The 18,777-nt window shown below is 43.7% G+C and carries 27 protein-coding genes; 17 read left to right on the top strand and 10 right to left on the bottom strand.

Translation table 11 applies throughout. The features are described from left to right. Together JCM19037_RS27260 and JCM19037_RS11805 are read left to right on the top strand one after the other, a co-directional pair. Nucleotides 1-298: hypothetical protein (locus tag JCM19037_RS27260; RefSeq protein WP_238544684.1), on the top strand; the 298-nt coding region annotated here is incomplete at its 5' end. A gap of 87 nt (nucleotides 299-385) precedes the next feature. Next, on the top strand, nucleotides 386-1,150 hold the full coding sequence (locus JCM19037_RS11805) for an SDR family NAD(P)-dependent oxidoreductase (protein ID WP_042401305.1): 765 nt from the start codon (nucleotides 386-388) through the stop codon (nucleotides 1,148-1,150). 27 nt (nucleotides 1,151-1,177) lie between these two features. Here the strand turns inward: JCM19037_RS11805 and JCM19037_RS11800 are convergent, their stop codons facing one another. Beyond that, a complete protein-coding gene (locus tag JCM19037_RS11800; protein ID WP_081829278.1) occupies nucleotides 1,178-2,056 on the bottom strand; it encodes a LysR family transcriptional regulator in 879 nt (292 codons plus the stop codon). 109 nt (nucleotides 2,057-2,165) lie between these two features. Here JCM19037_RS11800 and JCM19037_RS11795 point away from each other — a divergent pair, with 109 nt between their 5' ends. The 12 genes from JCM19037_RS11795 (at nucleotide 2,166) to JCM19037_RS11745 (ending at nucleotide 9,570) form a co-directional block, all read left to right on the top strand. Continuing rightward, the gene (locus tag JCM19037_RS11795; RefSeq protein ID WP_042401300.1) at nucleotides 2,166-3,230 is read left to right on the top strand and encodes a citrate synthase/methylcitrate synthase; all 1,065 of its coding nucleotides are present in this window, start codon (nucleotides 2,166-2,168) and stop codon (nucleotides 3,228-3,230) included. A gap of 159 nt (nucleotides 3,231-3,389) precedes the next feature. Beyond that, nucleotides 3,390-3,758, top strand: a complete 369-nt coding sequence (locus JCM19037_RS11790) for a GntR family transcriptional regulator (RefSeq protein WP_042401297.1) — start codon at nucleotides 3,390-3,392, stop codon at nucleotides 3,756-3,758. Continuing rightward, nucleotides 3,751-4,233: an ABC transporter ATP-binding protein gene (locus JCM19037_RS27255; RefSeq protein ID WP_238544683.1), complete on the top strand. Its 483-nt coding sequence runs from the start codon at nucleotides 3,751-3,753 to the stop codon at nucleotides 4,231-4,233. Before JCM19037_RS11790 ends, JCM19037_RS27255 begins: the two co-directional genes overlap by 8 nt. After that, nucleotides 4,230-4,622 (top strand): hypothetical protein, encoded by a 393-nt coding sequence (locus JCM19037_RS27250; protein ID WP_238544682.1) that lies wholly within the window; start codon nucleotides 4,230-4,232, stop codon nucleotides 4,620-4,622. The genes JCM19037_RS27255 and JCM19037_RS27250 overlap by 4 nt, the downstream gene beginning before the upstream one ends. Continuing rightward, nucleotides 4,619-4,858, top strand: a complete 240-nt coding sequence (locus tag JCM19037_RS11780) for a hypothetical protein (RefSeq protein WP_042401294.1) — start codon at nucleotides 4,619-4,621, stop codon at nucleotides 4,856-4,858. The genes JCM19037_RS27250 and JCM19037_RS11780 overlap by 4 nt, the downstream gene beginning before the upstream one ends. Before the next feature lie 29 nt (nucleotides 4,859-4,887). Beyond that, nucleotides 4,888-5,304, top strand: coding sequence for a hypothetical protein (locus tag JCM19037_RS11775; protein WP_042401291.1), 417 nt, complete (start codon nucleotides 4,888-4,890; stop codon nucleotides 5,302-5,304). Nucleotides 5,305-5,458: 154 nt separating this feature from the next. Then, nucleotides 5,459-6,844 (top strand): spore germination protein, encoded by a 1,386-nt coding sequence (locus JCM19037_RS11770; protein ID WP_052363831.1) that lies wholly within the window; start codon nucleotides 5,459-5,461, stop codon nucleotides 6,842-6,844. Nucleotides 6,845-6,996: 152 nt separating this feature from the next. Beyond that, nucleotides 6,997-7,311 (top strand): hypothetical protein, encoded by a 315-nt coding sequence (locus JCM19037_RS11765; protein ID WP_042401288.1) that lies wholly within the window; start codon nucleotides 6,997-6,999, stop codon nucleotides 7,309-7,311. Beyond that, nucleotides 7,277-8,203, top strand: coding sequence for a Ger(x)C family spore germination protein (locus JCM19037_RS11760; RefSeq protein WP_081829277.1), 927 nt, complete (start codon nucleotides 7,277-7,279; stop codon nucleotides 8,201-8,203). Before JCM19037_RS11765 ends, JCM19037_RS11760 begins: the two co-directional genes overlap by 35 nt. Continuing rightward, entirely contained in the window at nucleotides 8,193-8,402 is a 210-nt protein-coding gene (locus tag JCM19037_RS11755; RefSeq protein WP_042401283.1) for a hypothetical protein, read from the top strand. The genes JCM19037_RS11760 and JCM19037_RS11755 overlap by 11 nt, the downstream gene beginning before the upstream one ends. 14 nt (nucleotides 8,403-8,416) lie before the next feature. Then, the gene (locus JCM19037_RS11750) at nucleotides 8,417-9,112 is read left to right on the top strand and encodes a GerAB/ArcD/ProY family transporter (protein WP_042401280.1); all 696 of its coding nucleotides are present in this window, start codon (nucleotides 8,417-8,419) and stop codon (nucleotides 9,110-9,112) included. An 8-nt stretch (nucleotides 9,113-9,120) separates the two neighbouring features. Beyond that, nucleotides 9,121-9,570, top strand: coding sequence for a GerAB/ArcD/ProY family transporter (locus JCM19037_RS11745; RefSeq protein WP_238544681.1), 450 nt, complete (start codon nucleotides 9,121-9,123; stop codon nucleotides 9,568-9,570). On the opposite strand, the gene JCM19037_RS24375 is transcribed toward JCM19037_RS11745, so the two are convergent. The 3 genes from JCM19037_RS24375 to JCM19037_RS11730 are packed head-to-tail and all read right to left on the bottom strand — an operon-like array spanning nucleotide 9,524 to nucleotide 11,174. Beyond that, a complete protein-coding gene (locus JCM19037_RS24375; protein WP_255357904.1) occupies nucleotides 9,524-9,904 on the bottom strand; it encodes an NUDIX domain-containing protein in 381 nt (126 codons plus the stop codon). The two genes, JCM19037_RS11745 and JCM19037_RS24375, sit on opposite strands and share 47 nt — an antisense overlap. Nucleotides 9,905-9,945: 41 nt before the next feature. Then, complete coding sequence (locus tag JCM19037_RS11735) at nucleotides 9,946-10,722, bottom strand: TIGR01457 family HAD-type hydrolase (protein ID WP_042401273.1); 777 nt, start codon at nucleotides 10,720-10,722, stop codon at nucleotides 9,946-9,948. Further along, nucleotides 10,719-11,174: a DUF86 domain-containing protein gene (locus JCM19037_RS11730; protein ID WP_042401271.1), complete on the bottom strand. Its 456-nt coding sequence runs from the start codon at nucleotides 11,172-11,174 to the stop codon at nucleotides 10,719-10,721. The genes JCM19037_RS11735 and JCM19037_RS11730 overlap by 4 nt, the downstream gene beginning before the upstream one ends. Nucleotides 11,175-11,280: 106 nt before the next feature. Between JCM19037_RS11730 and JCM19037_RS11725 the strand changes: the two genes are divergently transcribed. Continuing rightward, on the top strand, nucleotides 11,281-11,541 hold the full coding sequence (locus tag JCM19037_RS11725) for a hypothetical protein (protein WP_042401269.1): 261 nt from the start codon (nucleotides 11,281-11,283) through the stop codon (nucleotides 11,539-11,541). Between the two features lie 1,124 nt (nucleotides 11,542-12,665). Here the strand turns inward: JCM19037_RS11725 and JCM19037_RS11715 are convergent. The 6 genes from JCM19037_RS11715 to JCM19037_RS11700 form a co-directional block, all read right to left on the bottom strand. Continuing rightward, on the bottom strand, nucleotides 12,666-13,181 hold the full coding sequence (locus JCM19037_RS11715) for an ABC transporter permease (RefSeq protein WP_238544680.1): 516 nt from the start codon (nucleotides 13,179-13,181) through the stop codon (nucleotides 12,666-12,668). Beyond that, nucleotides 13,178-13,735, bottom strand: a complete 558-nt coding sequence (locus JCM19037_RS22825; RefSeq protein ID WP_052363829.1) for a hypothetical protein — start codon at nucleotides 13,733-13,735, stop codon at nucleotides 13,178-13,180. The genes JCM19037_RS11715 and JCM19037_RS22825 overlap by 4 nt, the downstream gene beginning before the upstream one ends. Further along, nucleotides 13,735-14,943 carry an ABC transporter permease gene (locus JCM19037_RS11710; RefSeq protein WP_042401266.1) on the bottom strand — a complete coding sequence of 403 codons (1,209 nt, stop codon included), beginning with the start codon at nucleotides 14,941-14,943 and terminating at the stop codon, nucleotides 13,735-13,737. The genes JCM19037_RS22825 and JCM19037_RS11710 overlap by 1 nt, the downstream gene beginning before the upstream one ends. Before the next feature lie 13 nt (nucleotides 14,944-14,956). Next, the gene (locus JCM19037_RS27245; protein WP_255357903.1) at nucleotides 14,957-15,577 is read right to left on the bottom strand and encodes an ATP-binding cassette domain-containing protein; all 621 of its coding nucleotides are present in this window, start codon (nucleotides 15,575-15,577) and stop codon (nucleotides 14,957-14,959) included. A gap of 1 nt (nucleotide 15,578) precedes the next feature. After that, nucleotides 15,579-15,830: an ATP-binding cassette domain-containing protein gene (locus tag JCM19037_RS27240; protein ID WP_255357902.1), complete on the bottom strand. Its 252-nt coding sequence runs from the start codon at nucleotides 15,828-15,830 to the stop codon at nucleotides 15,579-15,581. Between the two features lie 89 nt (nucleotides 15,831-15,919). After that, nucleotides 15,920-16,288 carry a hypothetical protein gene (locus tag JCM19037_RS11700; protein ID WP_042401264.1) on the bottom strand — a complete coding sequence of 123 codons (369 nt, stop codon included), beginning with the start codon at nucleotides 16,286-16,288 and terminating at the stop codon, nucleotides 15,920-15,922. Between the two features lie 153 nt (nucleotides 16,289-16,441). Here JCM19037_RS11700 and JCM19037_RS11695 point away from each other — a divergent pair, with 153 nt between their 5' ends. After that, nucleotides 16,442-17,791, top strand: coding sequence for an ABC transporter substrate-binding protein (locus tag JCM19037_RS11695; RefSeq protein WP_042401262.1), 1,350 nt, complete (start codon nucleotides 16,442-16,444; stop codon nucleotides 17,789-17,791). A gap of 85 nt (nucleotides 17,792-17,876) precedes the next feature. Next, on the top strand, nucleotides 17,877-18,770 hold the full coding sequence (locus JCM19037_RS11690) for a carbohydrate ABC transporter permease (RefSeq protein WP_042401258.1): 894 nt from the start codon (nucleotides 17,877-17,879) through the stop codon (nucleotides 18,768-18,770). Nucleotides 18,771-18,777 lie beyond the last annotated feature (7 nt).

Below are 18,777 nucleotides of genomic sequence, written 5' to 3'. Positions count from 1 at the left end.
CCGGAGCGCAGTGAGAGCTGATGTCGCACTTGTGCTCTGGAGTACAACCATCTACCAGCAGCTGAAGGCACCAACAAACGGTGCACTTAGGAAACGGTTACGTTCATCCTATATAGATCCAACGGCGATATCGTTCTCTCATTTTTGGGGATTTCTAGGTGATTGGTGTTATAGACTGATGCAGAACACCAGTTTACCTGATACTAGCTACTCTATGACTGTTCGCTTCTATAACGATTGTCAACATGAAGCACTAGCACCCATCGGCTGCTTGCTGCAAGTGATTGTTTCTGATTAGATGAAGTTTTGAGCAGATTATTCGTAATATGTAAGCGGTATCGTTATGCTAAAAGGGCATCACCCAAATACGAAGGAGGCGTTATCAATGAAGGATCGAGTAGTACTTATGACCGGAGGTGCGGGTGGCATCGGACAAGCTGTCGCTCACCGCTTCTTAGACGAGGGTGCAAAGGTTGTTTTTGTTGATGTAAGTGCGGATTCATTGGCACGCGTTGAAGAAGGGCTCTCCGATACGAAAGACCGAATTCTTACGATTGAAGCCGATGTGACGAACGAGGAAGACGTGAAACAGTATGTCAAACAAACCGTCGAAACGTTCGGAAAAATTGATGTATTTTTTAACAATGCAGGCATCAATGGACCTTTTCAAAATATTACTGAACTCGAACTGAAAACCTTTAATCAGATTATGGATATTAATGTGAGCGGTGTATTCTTAGGGCTAAAGCACGTGTTGGCGCACATGTTTGAGCAAGGGCACGGTACAATTATTAATACGGCCTCTAACGCTGCATATATTGGCTCAGCAGGTATGGCAGGATACATTGCATCTAAACATGCTGTTGCTGGCCTCACAAAAACGGCTGCACTAGAAGCCGCCCCTCACGGTATTCGTGTGAATGCTGTTGCTCCCGCTGCAATTGATACACAGATGCTTAAAGATATCCAAAACAACATTAACCCTGGAAAACCTGAAGAATCATCAGAAGCGTTAAAAGCGGGTATTCCTTTTGGTCGCTTTGGCTCGCCGAAAGAAGTTGCTGAAGTGGTTTGGTTTCTAGCGTCTGATGCCGCTTCTTTTGTTACCGGTTCTATGTATAATGTGGACGGCGGTATGCAAGCAGACTAAATTTTGAAAGGACATTGAGCATTCGCTCTATGTCCTTTCTTTCATAATCGTTAAAAATTCAGTCGCTTCTTCTGTCTTCTGCCCGTGCACGATATACGTACACACGAATGGCAACTCCAGTTCACCCAATTCCGCTTCCATCATTCTTCCCTCCGCAAGTTCTCTTCTTACAGATGATAATGGCAGAACAGAACATCCTAACCCTTCCTCAATAAAGCGCTTTGTTACATGAACTTGAGAAACACGCATTTGACGAAACGCGGGTACCCGTTGTTTAATTGCCCAGATGACGGTGTCCCAATAACCAGGGTGATTGTCTGTGATGAGCACGTGCCTTTCTAACGCTTCCTCGACTGTCACTGGAAGGCTTGTCTCTTCATCTCCCCCGTCGTGAGGCAATACAAACCGTAACCGTTCCTTTTGTACAGACTCACTTGTAATATGTAGAGAGCTATACGCTTGACGAGACAAACCAAGATCCACTTTTCCACTCTCCACTGCTTCGCCGATGTTGACCGATTCATAAACGCTTACGATCACTTCTGTGTCGGGGTAGGCTCTGGTATACATCTTCACCCAATATGGCAAATAACTTGAAGCAATTTGCGGAGATACTGCGATGCGTAATTGACGATAGTAGCCTTGTCGCTCACGCTCCATGTCAACGAGACCTTCTTCAAAGGAGGCGAGTATTTGTTCTGCGTGTTTTACATATTTACGCCCGTACGGAGTAAGCGTAACCGCCCTCCCAGACTTCTGAAACAACGGTACCCCTAACAAATTTTCAAGTTGTCGAATATGTACGGTCACCGTAGGCTGAGATCGATAGAGACGCTCCGCTGTTTGGTGAAAGTTCTGGAGGTGTGCTGCTGTTAAAAATGTTTCAATCCATTGTATGTTCATCATAAGCTCCCCTCGCTTATTGATTTAATATATTAATCGTTTTTCAATAAATGATTTAATTTTCATTATACACTGCTTCTTTTAAGATGAAAGGGAAAGGAGTGGATAAGAAATGAATAAAGGATTAGAAGGAATTGTTGTAGCGGAAACGATGATTAGTGATGTGGATGGTAAACAAGGAACGTTGTTGTACCGGGGAATACCTGTTGGCGAGTTGGCAACAGAACGTTCTTTTGAAGACGTTGTCTATTTGCTTTGGAATGGAGACCTTCCTTCGAAACAAGAAAGCGCAGCATTTTCCGAACAACTAAAAGCAGCTCGAGAAATTCCCGAATACGCAATCACAATCATTGAACAGATGCCGAAAGTTTCTACCACAATGGAGGTGTTGCGAACGGTCGTCTCCTCTATGTCCTCAACGTGGCCACCAACAATAGAAGACCAGATCAAGTTCGCTGCATGTTTCCCGACGATTATTGCCTACACACATCGCGATAAGCAGGAGTTGCCGCGAATACGACCGAACGCTCATTTAAATCATGTAGAGAATTACATGTATATGCTTACTGGTGAACGACCGGTCGCCACACAAGCGGATGCGTTAACCGCTTATCTGATTTTGACGATGGAGCATGGCATGAATGCGTCTACGTTTGCTGCTCGGGTCGTTGCTTCTACCGAATCAACACTCACGTCTGCGATCACTGGTGCGCTTGGTGCTATGAGCGGACCATTGCACGGTGGAGCGCCAACTGAAGTATTGCAACTGATTGCTGATGTTCAGAACGGGGAAAGCATCGAGGAAGTGCTTCGAAACAAGCTCGAAAATGGAGAAAAGCTGATGGGCTTCGGTCACCGAGTGTACAAAACATCAGATCCTAGAGCAGAAGCACTAAAACGCTTGTTAGCGCGCCTACAAGACGATGATGATGCATTGGCGCAAGCTGTGCAGATAGAGCAAAAAGCCACCGAACTTTTACACACTTATAAGCCGGGAAGAGACCTTCATGTGAATGTTGAGTTTTATGCTGCAGCACTCATGGATACGCTCGCCATTGACCATGACCTCCTCACCCCAACTTTTTGCGTGAGTCGAATCACTGGATGGTGCGCCCACGTCCAAGAACAAGCGCAGAATAATCGGATCTTTCGCCCCGACCAAAAATATATCGGTTAAACGAGAGAGCCAGCTGAACTGCACAAATTGTGCAGTTTTTTTGATTACATAAAAATAAATCTAGCTAGCAAAACTTAACAATGGACATAATTCGAAGCTCAGTGTATAGTTGATTACACAACTAATCAACTATACATCTAATAAGAAAGGGAGCATGCTGTGAAGGCGGTTTTTGATGATTCCAAGCCAATTTTTTTGCAGATTGCCGATATGATTCTAGAAGATATTTTGGATGGGACGTTGCAAGAAGAAGAACAAATTCCGTCCACAACAGAAATATCCTCATTTTATCAAGTAAACCGGGCGACCATTCAAAAAGGACTCGCCATACTTGTGGAAGCCGGATACGTCTACAAGCAACGAGGCGTCGGTATGTTTGTTGCCACAGGTGCAAATGAAAAGCTGCAAGAACAACGAAAAACAGAATTTGACAAGATGTTCATCAAACCAATGATCGAGGAAGCAAGACGGCTCGAACTGAATAAGGATGACATTTGGAAATTGATTATGGAGGGATATGATGATTAACGTTCATGATGTTTCTTTCTCTTATGGAAAAGAAATGATTCTAAATAACGTTCACTACGTAGAAACTGAACCAGCCATTGTTGGACTTTGGGGGCGTAACGGCTCAGGAAAAACAACACTGATGAAACTTCTTGCTGGGCTTTTGCAACCACACTCGGGTTCTTTACATGTGAACAAACAGATTCCGTATAACAACAATAAAGCGATGAACGATGTCGCCTTTTTGCAAGAAAGCCACCCGTATTCGGATATATGGACGGTGAATGATGCGATGCACTTCGCCTCTTTGTTTAATGACAACTGGGACCAACAACTTGCCGACCAACTGCTCGAACGATTTGAGTTGCCACGAAAGAAAAAGGTACGTTCATTTTCCACAGGAATGAAATCAATGCTCACAATTGTCATTGGGCTTTCGAGTAAATCTCCGGTGACGATCATGGACGAACCGACAAATGGCTTAGATGCCATATGAGAAAAGTATTTTTTGACATGCTCATTGAGACTCACGCTGAGCATCCGCGTCAAATTATGTTGTCCACACACCATATTGATGAAATCTTACCTCTTTGTGAAAAAATCGTTGTGCTACACGATCAAACGATCATTCGTAACGAGCAGGTAGAAGATCTTGATCAAAAAGGCGTATACGTCACTGGTAATGCGAATGACATAGAATCGTTTTCTTCAAGGGCTCCCGTCATAGAGAGAAAATCGTTAGGTAAACAACAACAAGTGATGCTGGATGCACCTTTGAGCGAACAACTGCAACAAGAGGCAAAAGAAACCGGTCTACGGATAGAGAAGGCCGCTCTTCAAGATTACCTCGTGAATCTCACAACTAAAGGGGTGACAAAATCATGAACACATTGACTGGACCGCTCTTACTCATGAGAAAAGAAATGAACATTACGTTTATCATCAACATGATGATCACCGTTGTTCTGTTCTTTAGTTTTGCGTGGATTGGTAGCTTAGAGGCTAATGCGAGCTTCGTTTTATTCGGACCGATTTATGCGATTTTTCTATTGTATCCTTGGGTGAATTTTAAAGGGTATTCTCTCATTCTCTCTCTCGGAGCACTCGGCGACAATTTGTAATTTCCTTTTATCTCGTAGCGATTGTTTATATGATTTTAAGCGTCGCGTTACTGCACAGCTTGTATTTCTTGAACGATCAACTTCTACAATGGACGACGTTTACTCAAGCAGGAGAACTGCTCGCCTCTTCTCACCCACTTCTATATATTTGGGCAGATTTTATTTGGTTGTTTGTATTGTTTTCAATCAGCTTGTTCATCCGAAGTTTTTGGTTTAATTTCGGGTCAATCATTACGCTCAGTTTCGGTGCAGCGCTGCTCATAATATTTACTGCCTGGTTCTTTTTAGGGGATACAAGCACTGTGTTTGAGCTTATGTTAACGAACCATTTAACATTTCTTTATATTATGCTTGGCCTCTCTCTTCTTCTATCATTGGTGACGTATTTATTAATGAGAAACGGGCCGTTAGAAAATGGAGGAAGAATCGCTTGGCGTTCATCGTAAACGAGGTATCACATCCACTCGTGACCCCCCCTGACCAAACAGAGGTAAAACTTTGTTTGGTCAGGTTTTTTGTTTCATAAAGGTTTATGCATAGATTTCATACGTTTCTGCCACCATAATAATCCAACCTTAGAAAGAACAGGCGGAACGTGATATGACACTTTTTCTGAAGAAAAAATATAAAGGAGACGGTAATCAAGCCACCTTTTCACCAAGCCTTGAAGCAAATCTTGACGAGATTAAACAATCTGTTGGGCAAAGTGATGACCTTGTCATCCGCCGTTTTCGTTTAGGAAAAACGACGAAAATGCCCGCTGCCGTTGTTTATATTGACGGAATGGTTGATCAGTCTACCGTTGAACATTTGCTTAGTGAGTCGATATTGTTTGACGAAAATTTCTCCAATTTGCAAGAAGCATTACATCTATATTTTGATTCATTTGGTGATACGAAAGTTCTTTACGATCATGACGCATTACTCACTGCTTTACTAAGCGGTCACGTCATCAGTTTTGTGAATGGTCATGTTCTTGCGTACAGTATTGACATGATTTTCTGGCAATCCCGCCAAGTTGATGCGCCTTCAAGTGAAAATGTCATCCGCGGACCGAAAGAAGCGTTTGTGGAAGCATTTCGGGTAAATACAACACTCATTCGTCGAAGAATTAAAGACCCAGAGTTACGTTTTGAAACCTATTCGGTCGGCACTCGTTCAGAGACGACCGTTGTGGTCACCTACATTGCCGATATTGTGAATCCGAAAATATTAGAAGAATTGCACGAGCGGATTGATCGAATTCATACAGATAGTATTCAAACGAGTGGTGAGCTTGAGGAATTGATTCAAGATAATGCTAAAACCCCTTTTCCAAACGTGTTTGCATCGGAACGTCCAGATACAATTTCCACTCACGTACTGGAAGGAAAAATCGCCATTATTGTAGACGGCAGCCCTTTCGTCCTTGCTGTACCAGCGACATTCATTGATTTTATACATAGTGTTGAAGATTATACGCAACGGGCAGATATCGGCTCTCTTCTGAGGATTCTACGGCTCGTTTGTGTCTTCATTTCTTTATACGTGCCAGCGCTTTACGTGGCAATTACGACATACCATCAAGAATTGATACCTTTTAATTTGATGGTCAGTTTAGCCGCTCAAAATGAGGGCACTCCTTTTCCAACTGTTTTGGAAGTGCTCATCCTTGAAGTGCTGTTTGAAATTATTCGCGAAGCCAGCATTCGCATGCCTGTACAAATTGGTACAGCCTTGTCCATCGTTGGTGCACTCGTTGTTGGTCAAGCGGTCGTGGAAGCAGGAATAATTTCTTCTTCGGTTGTCATCGTTGTTGCTGTTACCGCCATAGCAAGTTTTGTCTTTCCAATCTACAGCATTAGCGTGCCTTTTCGCATTAACCGCTTTATCGTATTAGTGTTTGCTTCACTTTTTGGCCTGTATGGAATTTTCTTATTTTCAATGCTCCTGCTCATTCATCTAAGCCGCCTCAAATCCTACGGTCTTCCGTACCTTGAGGCTTAACTCCGTTTGTGAGACGCGAGCAGCGGGATACAATTTTTAGAATGCCAAAATGGATGTTAAATACCCGGCCTAGAATCGTTGCAAAAAACAACCGTACCCGTCAACAAACACCCGCACCCAAACCTGAAAAAAACAGCTAAGGAGGAAAAACGATGCTCACTAAAAACACGTTCATTGTTTTACTTCTGCTAGTTAGTGTTTTTCTCACAGGATGCTGGGATCAGTGGGAACTTCGCGATTTATCTGTCGTTACTGGACTTGCGATTGACAAAGGAGAAAATGATGAATTCATATTGACGATGCAAGTCATTAACCCAAGTGAGATCGCCGCTCAAGAAGAAGGCAGTGGATTTACGGCAGCTCAAAATTACGAAACGAGCGCATCGTCTATTCAAGAAGGATTTCGAAAGCTGACCCAACAAGCCCCTCGTCGTGTACTATTCTCATATTGCGGCACTGATCATTAGCGAGGAGATCGCAAGCGATGGCTTAAGTAATTTCCTTGATCACTTCTACCGTGATCATGAAATTCGTTCAGACTTCTTTCTGCTCATAGCTAGAGGAGAGTCGGCATCGGATATTCTTAGCTTGCTACCTCCGATTGAAGAACTTACGTCCGTAAACTTGAAGCATTCTCTTTTATATAGTGAAAACAGTTATACCGCCGTAAAAGGGGTTACGCTGGATGACCTTTTTGAAGACCTTGCAACGAGAGGAATTGATCCTGTTATGGAAGGGGTATCAACGAGCGGGGATGTGGCGATTGGCAAGTCTATTGAAAATCGTGAATCGGTGAAACCGAGCGCCTATTTGTATGTAGGCCACACCGGTTTTTTCAAAGCAGATCGTTTTGTCGGTTGGTTGAACGAAGATGAAGTGAAAGGATACAACTATGTGATGAGTGAAAACCAAGATACACCGGAAACACTTTCCTGCCCTAATAGTGGCACCTTTGTCGTGGAAACACAACGCATAGAACCCGAAATCACCGTTCATACTGACGGCTCACCAACAATTGATATCAATATTAAGATTCATAGCACACTTTCAGAAATGAATTGTGAAGGGATTGATATAGAGAAAATGGAGTCCAAGCAATTGATGGAGGGGATTATGAACGACAAAGTGGAGGCCCTCGTCAACGTAGCCATTCAAAAATCAAAAGAAGAACGTGTGGATATTTTTGGGTTAGGTCGAGAAATCTATCGCGAACAGCCTCGTCTATGGAAACAATTAAAGGGCGAGTGGTACTCACATTTGGCTGAGATTCCTGTCCATGTGAACGTAAACACTGAGATTGTAGGATCCGGTGATGTGAATAATACGTTTAATGTCCGAGATTATATCGATGGCGATTAAAATTATCGGCGTGATCATCGGGTCAACCGTATTGTACTTGACACAAAGACAACAGCTAATAAACGAGGAGGATCAACGATTGCATCCGACTTTTGTTGTGATGCTTACGGGATCGACTGTTCTTATTTTGCTCTATGTTGCTGACGTGAATATCCCTAGCTTTACACGTTTACTAAGCAACATGGCGATTACTTGGTAGAAAGGATGGGGCAGATGACGACGCCGACAATTAGCTCAAATCAATTCCGCTCCATTGTGATTTACACGACGTGTGGCACAGCTTTGTTGAGCTTACCGACGACACTTGCCAACATTGTTTCTCAAGATGCATGGTGGATTCCCCTCGTCTCACTACTATTAGGGTTTCCCTATGTTTTGCTCATCATTTTATTTGGACGTTGGTTCCCAAATGATACATTTGTCGTGATGCTCACGAGACTGTTCGGAACGTGGCTCGGTAAAATTGCAGGTGTGCTCTTTCTACTTCTACCCTTTCTCTCTGCACCTCACCATCTCCATTTTTTCACTCAATTCATTATGACTCACTTTTTTCGCGACACCCCCTCAATTATTCTTACAGCCTCTTTCATGGCGGTTGTCACCGTCGCTGTGTACCGAGACATTGAAGTCATCGGACGCGCAAGTGAGCTAACGATGTTTATCTTTATTTTTTCTGTGCTGTTGTTTTCGGTGTTTGTCATTCAAGATGTGGATACTTCATACTTAAAGCCGATGTTTCAAAGTGAACCTGGAACATATGTAGAAACCATTTTATTTATGAATTCAAGAATCGTGGCTGTACATATGATCATTCTACTCGTTTTGTTTCCACGAAATATCCGAGATAAACGAAAAGCTGAACATGCCTTATTAGCGGCTACATCATCGCTTGTCTGCTTTTGTTTATGACTGTATTTTTGTCGATTACCATCTTGGGACCTGAGCTAACAAAAATCCAGTTGTACACTGGCTTCAAGCTCGGGCAACGTGTGGAAATCGCAGGAATAATTGAACGCTTGGAATCGTTTCTTTATGTAATCTTTTTCATTACGCTCTTCTTTAAACTATCCATCTATTTGTACGCAACGTCGTTTAGTTTTGCCAATATCATCGGGATCCGCAACCACTCACCTTTAGCCATCCCATTCGGAATTTTAATTACTGTGTTATCCATTACCGAGTTTAAGAGTATGATCGATGATAGCGACTTTTATTTTTTAGGTTCGTTATACTTGATCGTCCCAATTGTTTATGTAATACCGGCACTCATGCTTATTACGGGCATCATTAAGCGTTCGCGTGCTCATCAGCCGCTCGTTCCTAAACACCCGTCTGGAGCAACCACACGTAATCACCATGACCTGTGACGAGTACGAATGGCGCATGATCATACGCAGCCCATTGAAAACGAAATACAAGCCCCGTTTCTGCCCCACCCCCGCTTGGAGAGTGTGTCCAGTGTTCTGGCAAATTCGAGCAAGAAAAATGATAGAAAAACCGTTGCTCAACCCGCCCATCTGGACGTTGCCACTCATCCCGAGCGAGGAAAACCGGGGGCGGTAGCGATTGAATACCTGTCTCTTCAATACATTCCCTCACTGCGGCATCTAGGACCTCTTCACCGGACTCGACAGTTCCTTTCGGAACTTGTGTGCCCGCTTGAAGTGAATTCTGGGTGAACACGAGTAAATGCTGTCCTATTGTTACGTAAGCATATACTTTTTGGATTTAAAACACTGCCTCTATGGATTTGTCGAGATCGTGCACGCAGCCAAACTAGGTACTGCAAATGTTGGCCGATCGGATTGGTTCATTGCATCTGTCTGCCGAGTCACTCCCGTATCCACATGAAGGGTGTCAATCTTCGCTCGAATGCCTGCCAGAATATCGGTGTCATAGTTGTCCCCGACGAGCAACGTGTCATTATATGTCGTCCCGAGCCGTTCAATCGCCTGATCAACAATCCATGCCTCAGGCTTTCCAACAACGGTAGCTCGTTTTCCGCCTGCCGCTTCAATGGCCGCGAGGATTGAGCCATTTCCAGGACTCATTCCTCGTTCAGTAGGGATGACCCGATCACCATTTGTAGCGAGCAGTACTGCTCCTTTTTGAATAGCAAATGACGCCGTTTCAAGCTTCTCGAAAGTAAATGTACGGTCAATTCCGACAATCACCGCTTCCACATCCGTGTCGCTTTCTTCTACACCAGCCTGATGAATCGCTGTCTTCAGACCGTTCTCGCCAATGACAAACGCGCGTTTAATTTGTTTAGCAACTACATAGTCTGCCATCGCCATCGCACTCGTATATACCGTTTCGGGTTGGGCCGACACCCCCATAGTCCTTAATTTCGCGACAACTTCATCGGTGGTTTTTGATGAATTATTCGTGAGAAACATGTACGGCTTACCGGCCTCTTCTAACCGTTGGACAAAAGCACGGGCTTCTGGAATAACCGTGTTGCCACGGTAGATCGTGCCATCAAGATCGAGAAGATACCCTCTGTATTTACAAATCATTCGCTTCCCTCATTGTCTGGCAAGAAGGCGCTAACAGGCCCTAGTTCACGATCAAGGTACTCCGTCACTCTTGAAGAGTACTCTTTTAACGCTTGCTGCTCACTTTGAATAACGGTATGCAATTTGCTGTGATCAATATTAAGATAGTCTTCGACGAGCACTTTTCGAAACACCAAAACTTTTTGCAAAGAAGCTGCCTCTTCACTAGAAATCACACGTTCATCTTCCAATATATCGAGTATGTCGCTATAACTTCCCGGGTCACGCATAATAAATCCATCGATCATTTGATTGCCAACATCTAGCATCGCTTCAATATATCCTTGCGTGATTCGTTCAAGAGCAAGCTCATCCACTGCCTCTGTCCACGATGGTTGGCTACGAAACGTTTCCATAAGTCGGTCCATATAGCGAAGTCTTCTGTAAATAAGTTTTCTGTCTACAAAATACATTTTTTTGCCTCCTGTTCACCCCTATTATAAAACAGCCGTTTCCGAGAAGAAAGCTGAATAAATCGAGACAAACGTGACCATGCTAACACGAAGGAGATGGTCAATTGTGGATGATAAAGAGCGAAAGTATGAAGACTTTGAAAGTGTTGAATCCATTGATCACGATATCATTCCAGAAGACTTACCAGAAGGACCTTACGGGGCACCTGTTGATAAGCCACTCGGAAAGACCGAGCCGTGGGAGCCAGGTCAGCATGCAAAGAGCGCCTTCACGTATGAAAACCGCGAACTGCATGCCGGTAGGGAGCGGAAAGACCCGAATGCCCATGATCCCCATTCAGAAAAAAGAGGAGACGAAGCCGATTAGGCTTCGTCTTTTGTCGTATTCAATAATTTCGCCGCACAGTGGCTGTTTTGAGAGGGTGAGATAAGTTAAACTTTTAATTTTCACGGAGTAACCTGACCAGACCATGCTATCGGCAACACACGTCATCCAAGTATACGAAGAAGTTTGGGGTTGGAGCTGCTCCCTACGTGATTGAAGGGGTAGCGCAGTGGTAGGCCCCATTTTGTGCGCAGTTTGTTGTTGCTTTCTACTGCAGGCGGATGGCTGTGCTCCAGAGCACAAGGGCAACTTCGGTGGCGAAACATCTGCCACCGTGTTTCTATACAGTCCAGACTACAAGGACAACATCGGTTCACGTTTCTGCCTCCTGGCCACGGTGTGTGGAAAAAAGTCCAAATGCCCCATATATTCATATTTGTGACACTTGAGAAAGAAAAATCATGATTTTAAACCTGAATGCGCACATAAACGGTGTCAACTGTCACAAATCGTGCGATTTGTGACAGTTGCGTGCCGAAAGTGCCCGGTTTGAAGGCTGGATTGTCACATACGTGACCGACCATTACATGCTTGTGCCAGGTGGTGAGCCTCGGTCACGACTTTTTACCCTTCGTCAAACTTTTCTCATGTTGCCCGCAACCCTTGCAGTGACGAACAACGATCGGCAGCGAAGTTGTCGAAGTGCAACGAGATGAATGTCAACAGACAATATGCAAGCACTCACCCGCAAAGGCCCAACTCGGTCACCCTATTCAATGAATTTCTATCGTTCAACTTTTATAGATCGCTTTTCACGATTTTCTGCACCGGCGAATGACGTGCCTACTCACTTTTGGGAATTTTCAGGAGCTTGATGATCTAGATCACTTTTGAACACCACCGCAGACCTCTTAATGTAAGATCTATGAACGTTCATTTCTATATCGAACGTGAGCTCTGTTTATTCATGTAAAGACCTCACGAGCTAGCAACCATCATCGGCACCAGAGGTGCCGATGACAACCCGAACAGTCTTCGATGCGGCTCGTTTTGTCATTTGTAATGGAAAAGGGCGGTGGAATTTCCTACAGCAAACGAATGCAGAGGAAATTTGATGCTGGTACAACCCACGGGCAGTTCAACTTATCTCGATCGTTTTTCGCTGCCTACGTCTCGCCTCGGCGTTCCATAAAATGAATTCCAAGTGCAGTAAATGTGCAACCGATAAACACGAGAATGGAGATGGGCAAGAGAAACTCATCAAAGCTCCAATCATAAAGTGTCACGCCATACAATAGTTCCATTCCATAGCGAACGGGTGAAAGATACGACAGTGCATACATAAAGTCCCCGGTCACATGCAAAGGCCAAAACGCCCCTCCAAGCATCCCACTTCCCATCGCAAAAAGCATCACTAACCCGCTTAGTTGTGTAAGATTATTAATTAAGCTACTCAGAAAGATCCCGACCGCCATCACGGCAAACAGATAGGGTATCACAGCAATATACGTTAACCAATACCCACCGTAAAATGGGAAATCGAATAGGTAATAAAAGATCGTTAAGGCGGTCATCACTTGAACGTAGCCAATAACAAAGACAACGAGCAAATAAGAACTGTAGATGCCCCACTTCGAGCTCGGTGATAAGATAATGCGGTCCCAAATGCGACGACTTCTCAATTGTAATATGTCACTAACTGAAAACGCGATCGTGTAAATGACAAAAATAATGCCCAACCAAACATATTTTTCACCGTATTATTAAATGGCTCGCTATTGTCTATTCCAATATAAGACGTTTCCACTTCAAACACGGAATCCAGCGCTTCCATCTTTTCAGCCGTCTCACCTGTCAGGCTAGTCATTATATAAAACTGATCCAATACTGGCACTACGCTCATTTCTGTCATGGAAGGTGTCGTGAACGGCTCCACAATATAATCATCTTCATACAACCCAAAGATCGCATCCACTGTCTGCCTCGTTCGAATAAGCTCTCGTTCTTCTTGGGACAAGATTTCAAAACTTACCTCATCAGTAAACGATTGCAATCGCTCGACTTTCGCCTGGAAAAGCTCTTCTTCCATCGACTCATTGTACACAAATGCAGAAGTACGTTCTGTTTCTTCTAGACCTGTAACCGTTGCAAACAGTACGGTCACAAATAACATTGCGAGTAGCGTCCACGGGTTTCGAACCGTTAACAGTGTTAACTGCCACAAGATCCCTCTCATCACCTCTGCTCCTTTCTTCGCATCAAGGCTGACGCAATTAGCGTACACACGATTCCAAAGAGCAATAAATATACGAAGGAAGCAACCATCGTCTGAATTGCAAAGCCTTGTTTTGCTTGTAGGAGAACGGTCAAGCCGCTTCCATTAGGCATGAACTGGCCGATTTGGGCGAAGATTGGAGCAATCATAGCTGTATCAAAAAAGTTCCCGCCTAGAAGCCCCATTGCTACAAAAACAAATGAACTAATTACAGAGATCGACTGCTCTGTTCCGTATGCTAGGGAAAGGGCTACAATCAGTGCACTTAATCCGCCAATGGCTAAACTAAACACACTCAACGCAAATATAAAAACCGGAAGGGATGCTACTTTAAATTCAAAAAACAAACCGGCAATCGTAAAAATGACGGTCAATTGTCCAAATGTTAGCATTGCTCCAGTCAATACACGGCTCCCAATAAATGACACGAGTGTCATGTTAGATACGACCATTCGATCCAATGTCAGATTCTGCTTATCTCGAATCGCAAAGTTTGCCATCGTTGATGCTACATAGAGACTAAAAAACACGGTGAACGATACGACAGAATACTCAAACATCGATATGCTTTCGTATTCCAATTCGGAGGTTTCTCCAGCTGGCATATAGTCCTCTACTGCACCGTCTTCACCAATTGCCACATGAAATTGAAAATAGAAAATAAACTGTTCGACCCACTCCGCAACCTCTGTTGCCCCTTCGTTCACTTCTACATTGACCATAATCTCTGGTTGACGAGCATCGGTTGTTTCATCAAAGAAAACCCGCTCCCACACCATTTCACGATAATCTTGTGGAAAAGAAATAATGAGTGCATAATTAGAAACATCGACCTCATTTAGGCGGGTGTACGTTTGAACATGGATCATTTCAGCAAGTTCATCTGTTTGAAAAAAACCATCCACCAAACTGTCTGGAAGAGAAAGGGAGTTCGCGGAAGTAAGTATCGCTTGGTCCACCTCTGGATGGCGTTCAGCAAACGATTCGAGTGCATCATCTAACTGACGTTCATCTACAACAGCAACGTTCATCGATTGAAGTTGCCAGCCGTCCTCATTGCTACCAATCATGTTAATAACGATGATGACGATGAGCGGAACGAGAAGTAACAGGACCAGATGCTTCTCGTTGCTTTGAAGGAAAGGAATTCTTTTTGTACTAGTGCCCACATGATCGTACCCTCTAATCCCTGAGCTTGCGCCCGGTCAGATGCAAAAACACATCTTCCAATGTGGATTCTTTTGCGAGCACTCCATGCACACGTATTTGATTCTCAGTAATTACACGCATCAAATCCTGAAACAAAGGGTCCCGATTGCTTGTCACAATGATTCCCTCGTCTGTTTTGACAAGATCTTTGATCTGCTTTTCTTGCTGGAGCAATTCGTACAACTTTTCTTTACCTTCTTGCACATGAACTTCATACGTACTGCCACTTCCAAGAATCTGCTTTATTTCTTCTAAATTTCCAGAAGCAATCACTTCCCCTCGGTCCATCACATACAAACGATCACAAATAAACTCCACTTCTTCCATATAATGACTCGTATACAATATCGCCATCCCTTGCTCTTGTTGCAACGTTTTCATTAAATCCAGCAAATGTCGTCTTGATTGAGGGTCTACACCGACCGTTGGCTCATCAAGGAATAAATATTCTGGCCGATGGACGAGTGCACACGCAAGGTTTAAACGGCGCTTCATTCCCCCTGAAAATGTCTCCACTTTTTCCTTTTTCTTTTCTTCCAGTCCAACATCTTGAATAAGCCGAGCGATTGTTTCTTTACTTTCTTGTTTGGACACCTTATGTATTTTTGCAAAAAAAATTCAGATTTTCTTCAGCAGTCAATTCGGGAAACAGCGCGATATCTTGAGGAACGACACCAATTCGTGCGCGATATTTTTTCAGATTTTTCCTCACATCCGCCCCATTGATACACACTTGCCCTGTCGTTGTTTGAATGAGCGAAGCGAGCATAGAAATTGCCGTTGTTTTCCCTGCACCATTCGGTCCTAAAAGTCCAACGGCTTCACCTTCTTCTATATGAAAGTTCAACCTTTGACCGCTTTCGTCTGCTTGTAGCTCTTCGTAGCTTCAATCATTTCAATCATGCTCATCACCTCTATCACGTACAATACACGATTTCACAGCAAATCAAGAGTACCTACAGTCATTTCTTGCAAGTGACCAGAGTCACTTTTTGTCAGTCCACCATAGTCAGAAAAGATAAATGTCCAAGCCATACTTGTTTTTGGAAGGACGTGAACATGAAAATGACCTTTCGCAATCGGTTTACTATCTTGAACAAAAGCGAGCATTTGTCGGATCCAAGGGGTCTGGTCTTCATTTTGAATGAGTGCAGAGACGAGCAGCTCACCTTTATGGTTTATGGCGACACGAAAAACAGTATATGGTTTTCGCGGTGTACAAGTAAACAGTTTTTCAACATGTTTGCGATCTTCGATCGAAATGGTCTTCTCCCATGCAGGATGCCAGTAGAGTGTTTGTTCCATCCAATCAACACCTCCTCTGACAACTAGTATATCAAAATATTATCCGCAGATAACTATTCTAAATATTCATCATAATCCGCATAATCTATTGACTTTTTAGATGCGGAGTACTATCTTTAAGGTGAATAATAATTTTAAAATGGGGGGCTTGAGATGAAATATATACACAGCTCATCAAAATGGTGGATGCTCGCATCCGCAGCATTACTGCTCGCTGCTTGTGGTGATGATACGGAGGAAGAGGCTACTGGCGGTGACGACTCAGATGACTCTGCTGAAAACGGCGGAGAAGATGGTGGGGAAATTTCAGGAGACCTTGAGATTCAATATTTCGTCGGTGGCTACGGAGATTCGTGGTGGAAAGAAATCATTAGTGATTTTGAGGCTGAATATCCAGATGTAACAGTCATTGAACACGCTGGACCAAACATTAATGACGAAATGAGAACGCGGTGGATTTCAGATGATCCGCCAGATGTTGTTTATATTGATGGGGCTGGTTCTAGTGAAACACAGATGATCGAGGATAACCAATTAATGGACCTTACGGATTGGCTAGATGATGTTGAACTTGAAGATGGATCTGCGCTCCTTGATAGCTTTATCGTAGAACCGAACCGTCATGACGGTCAAATTTACACGTTGCCGCTCGTCTTTGATACGTGGGGAACATGGTACAACGCTGGACATTTTGAAGCCGAAGGCTATGAAGTGCCTACAGATTTTGATCACTTTATGGAAGTGATGGGTGATGTTCAAGCAAATGAAGACATTTCTCCTTTCGTGACCACTGGTCAACATCCATACTATTTCTTGCGCGGGATGCTCTATCCAGCTTTTGCTTCTGTAGGTGGGGATGAACTCCTTGCCGATATTGTTACAGGTGCGGAAGGTGCATGGGAAACACCTGAAGTTGTCGAAATCATGGAAAATGTTGAACAGATGCAAACAGAAGGATTTTTCGATTCTGGGCTTGGCGCGTTTAACCATACTCAGTCGCAGATGAACTTTATTCTTGGCGACAATGCCTTCATCCCAGTTGGTTTCTGGTTGCCAAACGAAATGGCAAACGACACACCAGATGACTTTGAGTTTGGGTTCATTCCTTCACCAATGCAAGCCGCAGGTGAACCGTATCGCGTCGTGCCAGATTTACGTCCACTTGCTATTGCTGAAAATGCAGAGAATCCAGATGCAGCGAAAGCGTTCGTTGATTTCGCCTTTAATCGTGAATACGGTGAACTGTTCTCCGAGCATACCGGGGCGATGGTTAACATTACAGACATTGACTTAGATGGTAATGAAAATGTACCAGATTATCTCATATCCGCAAATGAAATGATTAATGACGAGTCACAAGTTCAAATTAACCAGCTTCCACACCCAATGAGTGCTGATTTGGAACAACCGATCAGTGACGCACTCGTCTCATTGATGACCGGAAACATTGGTGCTTCCGAGTTTATTGAAAGCGCAGAAGCAGCCGCCGCTAGTTACCGTTAATACAAACATCAAAAGGATGTAGTGATGACGATGCACTACATCCTTTTGTACATATCCGTACGATCTTTGAAAAGAGGTGATCACCATGGTGCAACCAAAAAGTCAGCGTTACTTATTTTTAGCCTTTTGTATCGTTCCAACGCTCGTTCTTTTTATGATCTTTACAATCTACCCGATGTTAAACGGGTTGTATCTCTCCTTCTTTGAATGGTCTGGTTCAGCAGGAGGTCGCACATTTATCGGTCTTGATAATTACGTGCAACTATTTAATGACAGCATTATTCCTCGCACCATCTGGCATGATTACTTTCTAGTGATTACAAAAGTATTCGGCATTATGATCCTGGCAACATTTTTTGCCGTTGCCCTTACTCAGTTAAGGCTACGGGAGGCTCCTTTTTACCGAGTCATTTTCTTCTTTCCAAATATTATGAGTGTTGTAGTCGTCGGGATTCTTTGGTCATTTATTTACAATCCGTCACTCGGGATCGTAAATTCTGGTTTGGAAGCCGTCGGTCTTGAAAATTGGACTCAACCTTGGCTTGGTAGCGAGACGTGGGCTCTTCCGAGCTTGGTTCTACCTTCTGTATGGGCAGGAATTGGTTTATTCATGCTCATGATGATGGCGGGTATTTTGAACGTACCGAAAAATACGTATGAAGCAGCGAGGATCGATGGTGCCAATGAATGGCAACAATTTTGGAAAGTGACGATGCCTCTTATTTGGCCACAAATCAAAAATTCCATTCTTTACATCGTCATTACCACACTGAACGGATCATTCATCCTCGTTCAAGTGATGACGCAAGGTGGACCGAACAATTCAACGCACGTGATGGGTTCGTACTTATACCAACAAGCCTTCAATCAGTATAACTTTGGATACGGAGCGACCATCGGCGTCATGATTCTCATTTTGTCTCTCATTACTATTATGATTCTACAATTCTTCTTACGTCGTGAGAAGGTCGAATACTAGGGGGGAT

The organism is Geomicrobium sp. JCM 19037 (genome assembly GCF_000698105.1).
Taxonomy (GTDB): Bacteria; Bacillota; Bacilli; order Bacillales; family Marinococcaceae; genus Geomicrobium_A.
This window is presented reverse-complemented; position numbering and strand designations above follow the sequence as displayed.